The organism is Agromyces sp. P1_H4, from assembly GCF_056405255.1.
The window spans coordinates 1-6,513 of sequence record NZ_JBFUCL010000216.1 but is presented as its reverse complement, the minus strand read 5'-3'; the positions used below and the strand labels follow the sequence as shown (position 1 = coordinate 6,513).

The window sequence follows — 6,513 nt, the reverse complement described above, 5'->3', positions numbered from 1 at the left end:
CTCTCGCGCACGTGCGTGCCGATGGTGAACGCGTGGCGCTGCGGCGAGCGTTCGCGCAGGTGCCGTCCGGTGGTGTCGAGCAGTTCGTCGAGGTCGCCCGGCACGGGGAACGTCGGCGCGAGCGCGAGGAGCGAGTAGGGCTCGGCGGCGGTGTTCTCGAGGGTGATGCGCTGGCGGAGGAGGCCCGATGCGGTGACCTCGACGGTGATCGTGGCCGTGAGGCCGGCCGCGGCATCCGCTGCCCTGATGACGGCGGTGCCGGAGGCCGCGTCGACGTCGACGGACGCGGTGACGAGCTTGGTCGAGAAGTTGCGGCCGTCGTGGTGGCCGATCAGGCCGGGGGTGCCGAGCCAGCCCGAGGACTCCTGCGGGATGAGCGTGAGCGGCGCCGGCTGGTCGAGGCCGCCCGACACCCGCTGCGGCAGGGCCGCCGTGCCGACGGCCGCGAGTTCGCCCTCGGAGAGGTCGCCCTGGTCCTCGCCCCAGAATACGATCGCGGGAAGCGCGGTGTGGCGGGCGTCGAGGATGACGCTGGTCCCTCCGTTGCGGAGGTGGACGAGCCCGGGGCGGCGTTGCATGAGTTCTTTCTACGATAGAAAGAACTACGTTGTCAACCGGGTTGATCCAGTTGTTCAGTGGCTGGTCGAAGGGCCGATGGTCGCATGCTTCATGCCACAATGAAACGAACACGGGAGGATACCGATGGCGGAGCAGCCGATCGAGGTGAGCGCCTCGGCCCGCGATCTCGCGCGAGAGGTGCTCATCCACGGGCCGATCTCGCGGGCGGAACTCGGCCGACGGCTCGGGCTCTCACCGGCGAGCCTCACCCGGCTCAGCAAGCCGTTCCTCGATCGCGGACTCCTGGTYGAGGCATCCGAGACCGTGCAGGGGTCGATCGGGCGACCGGCGCGACCGCTCGACGTCGCCGTCGACACCAGTCGCTTCGTCGGCATGAAGGTCACCGGCGACCACGTGTTCGGCGCCGTCACCGACCTGCGGGCCGGCGAGGTGGCGACCGCCGAGCGATCACTCGAGGGCCACGACGTCGACGGCGTCGTGCGGGTGCTCGCCGACGTCRTCGCCGAACTCCGCGACGCCGGCGGCGGCGACCTCGGCGGCGTCGGCGTGAGCATCGGCGGCAACGTGGCCGGCGAGCGCATCGTGACGCGGGCGCCGTTCCTCGGCTGGCGCGACGTGGCACTCGCCGACCTGCTCGAAGCACGCGTCGGCGTGCCCGTCACCGTCGAGAACGACGTGACCGCGCTCACCACCGCCGAGCAGTGGTTCGGCGCCGTGCGCGGACGCGACTCCTTCGCCGTCGTGACGATCGGCGCCGGCGTCGGGTACGGGCTCGTGGTGCACGACCGGGTCATCGCCACGCCCGACTCGGGCCTCGGCCTCGGGGGCCACCTGCCGCTCGACCCCAACGGACCGATGTGCCCCGAGGGGCATCGCGGATGCTCCGGCGCCATGCTCTCCATCCCGAGCATCACCGCGCAGCTCGGCATCGCGCTCGGGCACGAGGTGGACTACGACGAGGTGCTGCGATTGGCCGCGGAGGGGCATCCGCTCGCCGTCTCGATCACGACCGCCGCGGGCCGCGCCCTCGGACGCATGATGGCGCTCATCGCCAACCTGGCCATGGTCGACACGATCGTGCTCTCGGGCGAGGGCATGGCGCTGTGGAACGTCGCAGGCGACGACGCGCTCGCCGCGCTCGCCGCCGACCGCGACCCCGAGGCGACACCTGTCGAGGTGTCCGTCGACGACGCCGGCTTCGTGTCCTGGGCGCGGGGCGCCGCGGCCGTCGCGATCCAGGCCGCGCTCGGGCGGTTGCGGCTGCCGGCCTGAGTCGTCGTCGGGCGGCTCAGCGCTCGGGCGGCCGGGCCGTGGAGGAACGGACGCGCAGCTCGTAGGGGAGGGGCGTCGCGGCCGGCGCCGGGGCATCCGCCTCGGGCTCGAGCTGCTCCATGAGGATCTCGACCGCCTTCTCGCCCTGCAGGCGCGGGAACTGCGCGACCGTCGAGAGGCCGAAGAAGTCGGCGAGGTCGTGGTCGTCGATGCCGATGATCGACACGTCGCGCGGCACGGAGAGTCCGAGGTCGCGCGCGGCGAGGATCGACCCGATCGCCATCTCATCGGATGCCGCGAAGATCGCCGTGGGCCGATCGTGCGGCACCCCCAGCAGTTGCTTGGCCGCGTGGTATCCGCCGCGGATGGTGAAGTCGGCCGGCGCGAACAGGCGCGGATCGAGCTCGATGCCCGCGTCGGCGAGCGCGCCCTCGTAGCCGATGCGGCGGTTGGTGGGCAGGTGGAAGTCGAGGTCGAACTCGAGGTCGCCGCCGATGTGGGCGATGCGTGAGTGCCCGAGCGCGATGAGGTGCTCGGTCGCGAGCCGGGCGACCGCGGCGTCGTCGATCGTGAGCGTGCGCACCCCGGGGATCGGCCCGCCGACGCCGACGAGGGGCTTGCCGAGCTCGTGCAGCCGCGCCACCTCGGGTTCGGTGAGCTCGAGCGACACGGCGATCACCGCGTCGACCCGCTGTCGCAGCAGGAAGTGCTCGAACACGCTCGCCCGCTCGCGGCCGTCGCCCGACAGGTTGTAGAGGGTGAGGTCGTAGCCGCTGCGCAGCAGCTCCTGCTGGGCGCCCTCGAGCACCGACGAGAAGAACCAGCGATTGAGGAACGGGATCACCACGCCGATGTTGCGGGTGCGGCCCGAGGCGAGGCTCGAGGCGTTCGACGAGACGACGTAGCCGAGCCGCGCGGCGGCCTCGACGACCTTCGCCTTCGAGGCGGGCGAGACGTGGCCCCGGCCGCTGAGCGCACGTGAGACGGTCGCGGTGGAGACCCCCGCGAGCTTCGCGACCTCTTCGATGCCGGCCATGGCTCCCATTCCCGGCGATGCCGAGTCCTCCCGGCCAGGCCGATCGGGGAAATCCTACCGTTCGGACGCGCCGCGCCGAGCGGAGGACTCCCGCCGAGCGCCGTCGTGCGATAGACAAGAGCCTGTCTTTGTCTTGGGTCGGCCCACCGGGGGGCGGCTTGCCCACTGTGCTCGTCGAAGGGAACGAACGCGTGAAGTGGGTCAAGCGAATCGTGATCGCGCTCGTCGTGGTCTTCGCCTTCTTCTACCTGATCACCAGGCCCGAGGATGCCGCGACCGCCGTCGAGGGTGCCGTCGGCGCCGTCTGGACCGGCGTCGAGGCCGTCGGCACCTTCTTCACCAAGCTCGCCACCTGACCCCATGAGCGTGATCCCGTGAGCGTGCTGTTCCTCGATCCGCGCGTCGAGCGCTACCTGATCGCCGACGAGGGCGAGGTCATCGTCGACGAGGTCACCAAGCACTGGGCGGCGATCTTCGGCCCCATCCTCGAGCTGCTCGCGATCATCCCGGTGATGGCGCTGCTGCTGTGGCTCCCGGCGGGCGGCTACTGGCTGCCGCTGCTCGGCGGCCTCGCGCTGCTGCTGCACGCCATGTGGCGCATCATCGGCGCGCGCATGGACCGCTTCGTCGTCACGAACATGCGCGTGTTCCGCGTGCACGGCATCCTGTCGCAGCATGTGGCGACCATGCCGATCTCGCGAATCCTCGACATCTCGGTGCACACGCCGATCCTCGGCCGCATCTTCAACTACGGGCACTTCGTGTTCGAGTCCGCCGCGCAGGAGCAGGGCCTCCGCGAGATCCGGTTCGTCGGCTCGCCCACGCAGCGCGGGCTCACGATCCAGCGCGTCATCCAGCGCTCGGGCCTGCGTGGCAGCGGCGGGCGACCGCTGAATCGGACGGTGGATCAGCCGACCGCCTCGGGTGAACCGCGCTACGAGCCGTACCGCGATCCGTACGCTGAGACGCAGGACGTGACGTCGACGCAGACTGCACCGATCGACCTGCCGTGGTGGCGGTCGGAGGGCTGATCACCCGGGCGTCGGCGCCGATTTCACGACACGCCACCTCGCGGGTATCCTTGACAGGCCCCCGGTTGTGTGCAGAACGCGGTCGGGTGCGAATGGCGAGTTACCCAAGCGGCCAAAGGGATCTGACTGTAAATCAGCTGTCTACGACTTCGGGGGTTCGAATCCCTCACTCGCCACGTTCGAAGCCCCGGTGATCCGGGGCTTTCGTCGTTCCGGGGGCTCACCGATCGACGTCATGCCCGCGACCACGCCGGGCGGGTGACGTAGCGTGATGGACATGAGCCAGCACGACGCATCCGGAGCCAACGCCGCCCTGCTCGACCTCGCCCGCGACATCGCCGTACGGGCTGCGGAGTTCGCGCTCACCGCCCGTCGCGCCGGAGTCAGCGTTGCGGCGACGAAGTCGAGCCCGACCGACATCGTGACCGCGGTCGACCGGGACACCGAGGCGCTCATCCGCTCGCTCATCCTCGATGCGCGACCCGACGACGGCATCGTCGGCGAGGAGGACGCCACCCATGTCGGCACGAGCGGCCTCGACTGGGTCGTCGACCCGATCGACGGCACCGTCAACTTCCTCTACGGCATCCCCGCCTGGGCGGTCAGCATCGCCGTCGTCGAGGGCGCGGCCGGCAGTGACGTCAGCGGCACCACGCTCGCGGGCGTCGTCGTGAACCCCGTGTCGGGCGAGACGTTCGAGGCCACGGCCGGCGGGGGAGCCCGCCTCGCCGGACGTGAGCTGGCGGTCAACGCTGGGGTCGCGCTGCCCGCCGCCCTCGTCGCCACCGGCTTCTCGTACTCGGCCGAACGGCGCCGCGCGCAGGCGGCGGTGGTCAACGAGCTGCTGCCCCAGGTGCGGGACATCCGCCGCATCGGGGCCGCCTCGCTCGACCTCTGCTCGCTCGCCGCCGGGCGCATCGACGCCTACTACGAGCGCGGCCTCAACGCGTGGGATCACGCCGCGGGCGCCCTCATCGCGCGCGAGGCCGGGGCCCACGTCGCGGGACCCAGGGGTGGCCGGGAGAGCACCGAGCTGCTCGTCGCCGCCGCTCCCGGCCTCTACGAGGAGCTCACCGCGGCCCTTCGCGCCGCGGGTCTCGACGCGTAAGCCCGGTCATTCCGCGGATGCCGCGGTGAAGACCCCGATGGCCCGACGGATCGCTCGGTCCCGCGTGGCGATCGCCGCTGAGAACGGTTAGTCTTTACCAACCCGTTATCTCGCCGACGTCCGGTCGGGATGCTCACCTCCCTGTCCATCTCCGCCCCTACGCCGAAGGTCATCCTCCACGTGCTCGAGTCCCCCCTCGTGCCCGACGGTTCCACGCCAGGCACTCAGGTCCCCCTGCGTGCCGAGCGACCCCTGACCCGCCGGGAGCTGCGCGAACGGGAGACCGCCGAGGCCCTTCGTCTCGAGTCGGCCGCGACGGCCGCGCAGTGGGCGAGCGGTGCCAGTGGCGCCGGTGGTGCCGGTGATGCCGGGACAGCGCCGGCTTCGGCGTCCGATGCGTCCGCGCACCACGCGGGTTGGCCTCAGCAGGCCGCACCGGCGGCCTGGGCTCCGGCCGCCGCCTTCGGGCAGCAGGTTGCGGTTGTCCCCGCCGCCCCCTCGGCCGTGCATGCCGGCCCTCCGCAGCATCACGTGGCTCCTGCCGCTGCGGCGCAGCAGTACGTGGCTCCCGTCGCCCCGGCCGCTGCCGCGCAGCATCCGGTCGCCCCGCAGGCCGAGCGGCCGGGCTTCGACGCCATCTTCGGCCTCTCGGATGCCGCGGCGACGCCGGCGGCCCAGYCCGCCGTCGCCCATCCGGCCCCGACGCCCCGACGTTCCGCTCCCACGATCGACACCCGCACCACCGAGGCCGAGCAGGCCGACCGCCCCGGCGGTCCGAGCTCGGCCTTCGCCGTTTCCGGCGTCGACACCGATCGCGCCCCCTCCCGACGTGGCGGAGCCGGGTTCGACGACCTCTTCGCGGGGCTCGGCGATGAGGAGGCCGGGGCTTCGGATGAGGCCTCGGACGGTGGCCGCTCCCGCCGCGCCGCGTCGTCGACGCGGGAGTCCCGGACCGACCGCAAGTCCCCGAAGGCCGCCAAGTCAGCGAAGGCCGCCAAGGGCAAGTCGGCGAAGGCCGCACGCCGTTCGAGCGCGGAGCCGCCGATGCCGGTCGGCCCGCGCCGAACGGGCAGCGCCCCCGCACCGACTGAGCCCATCGACGGCGACCTCGCCTTCCTGATTTCGGGTGGACCCGCGAGCGCAGCCGCCGCGGTGCGCCCGGGTTCCCCAGCGGGCGCTGCTGCAGCCATCGGAGCGGGTTCGAGCGCCGTCGCGGGCGCGGCCTCCGGCTTCGCCTCCGCCATCTCGGCCGCGGCCGGGGCACGGCCCGCCGACGAGGCCCGCCCGGCCGCGGCATCCGTCGTTCCCGCACCGCTCGCCTTCGACCTGTCCGCACCGTCCGCCGCCACCCCGTCGACCCGCCGCGCATCGCGTGGCCTGCCCGCCGAGGTGACGCCCGCGTCCGATCTGCTCGGATTCGCTCCGAGCGCCCCGCCGCGAGTCGACCCCGATGCAGCCTCCGCGCCCGACCGGAGTGCTCCCGGCAC

General features: G+C 72.4%; 6 protein-coding genes, 1 tRNA gene and 1 pseudogene. 6 read left to right on the top strand and 2 right to left on the bottom strand.

Annotation, left to right across the window (positions count from 1 at the left end):
- The coding region (locus AC1DY2_RS13110) for a glycoside hydrolase family 36 N-terminal domain-containing protein (RefSeq protein WP_476762826.1) at window positions 1-578 on the bottom strand (578 nt) is incomplete at its 3' end.
- 124 nt (window positions 579-702) lie between these two features.
- Here AC1DY2_RS13110 and AC1DY2_RS13105 point away from each other — a divergent pair.
- Window positions 703-1,851 carry an ROK family protein gene (locus tag AC1DY2_RS13105; protein WP_476762825.1) on the top strand — a complete coding sequence of 383 codons (1,149 nt, stop codon included), beginning with the start codon at window positions 703-705 and terminating at the stop codon, window positions 1,849-1,851.
- Window positions 1,852-1,867: 16 nt separating this feature from the next.
- Here the strand turns inward: AC1DY2_RS13105 and AC1DY2_RS13100 are convergent, their stop codons facing one another.
- A complete protein-coding gene (locus AC1DY2_RS13100) occupies window positions 1,868-2,887 on the bottom strand; it encodes a LacI family DNA-binding transcriptional regulator (protein ID WP_476762824.1) in 1,020 nt (339 codons plus the stop codon).
- 191 nt (window positions 2,888-3,078) lie between these two features.
- Between AC1DY2_RS13100 and AC1DY2_RS13095 the strand changes: the two genes are divergently transcribed.
- From AC1DY2_RS13095 to AC1DY2_RS13075, 5 genes and pseudogenes are all read left to right on the top strand, one after another.
- Window positions 3,079-3,243 carry a hypothetical protein gene (locus AC1DY2_RS13095; protein WP_309974772.1) on the top strand — a complete coding sequence of 55 codons (165 nt, stop codon included), beginning with the start codon at window positions 3,079-3,081 and terminating at the stop codon, window positions 3,241-3,243.
- A gap of 18 nt (window positions 3,244-3,261) precedes the next feature.
- The gene (locus tag AC1DY2_RS13090) at window positions 3,262-3,918 is read left to right on the top strand and encodes a PH domain-containing protein (protein ID WP_476762823.1); all 657 of its coding nucleotides are present in this window, start codon (window positions 3,262-3,264) and stop codon (window positions 3,916-3,918) included.
- Between the two features lie 94 nt (window positions 3,919-4,012).
- Window positions 4,013-4,094 (top strand) — tRNA-Tyr (locus AC1DY2_RS13085).
- 101 nt (window positions 4,095-4,195) lie between these two features.
- Entirely contained in the window at window positions 4,196-5,026 is an 831-nt protein-coding gene (locus AC1DY2_RS13080; protein ID WP_476762822.1) for an inositol monophosphatase family protein, read from the top strand.
- A gap of 531 nt (window positions 5,027-5,557) precedes the next feature.
- Window positions 5,558-6,513 (top strand): annotated as a pseudogene (locus AC1DY2_RS13075) (hypothetical protein); the annotation flags it as partial.

Bases quoted from the DNA above. Each gene is read 5' to 3' on its own strand.
- AC1DY2_RS13100 (WP_476762824.1), bottom strand. From the start codon at position 2,887: ATGGCCGGCATCGAAGAGGTCGCGAAGCTCGCGGGGGTCTCCACCGCG.
- AC1DY2_RS13080 (WP_476762822.1), top strand. From the start codon at position 4,196: ATGAGCCAGCACGACGCATCCGGAGCCAACGCCGCCCTGCTCGACCTC.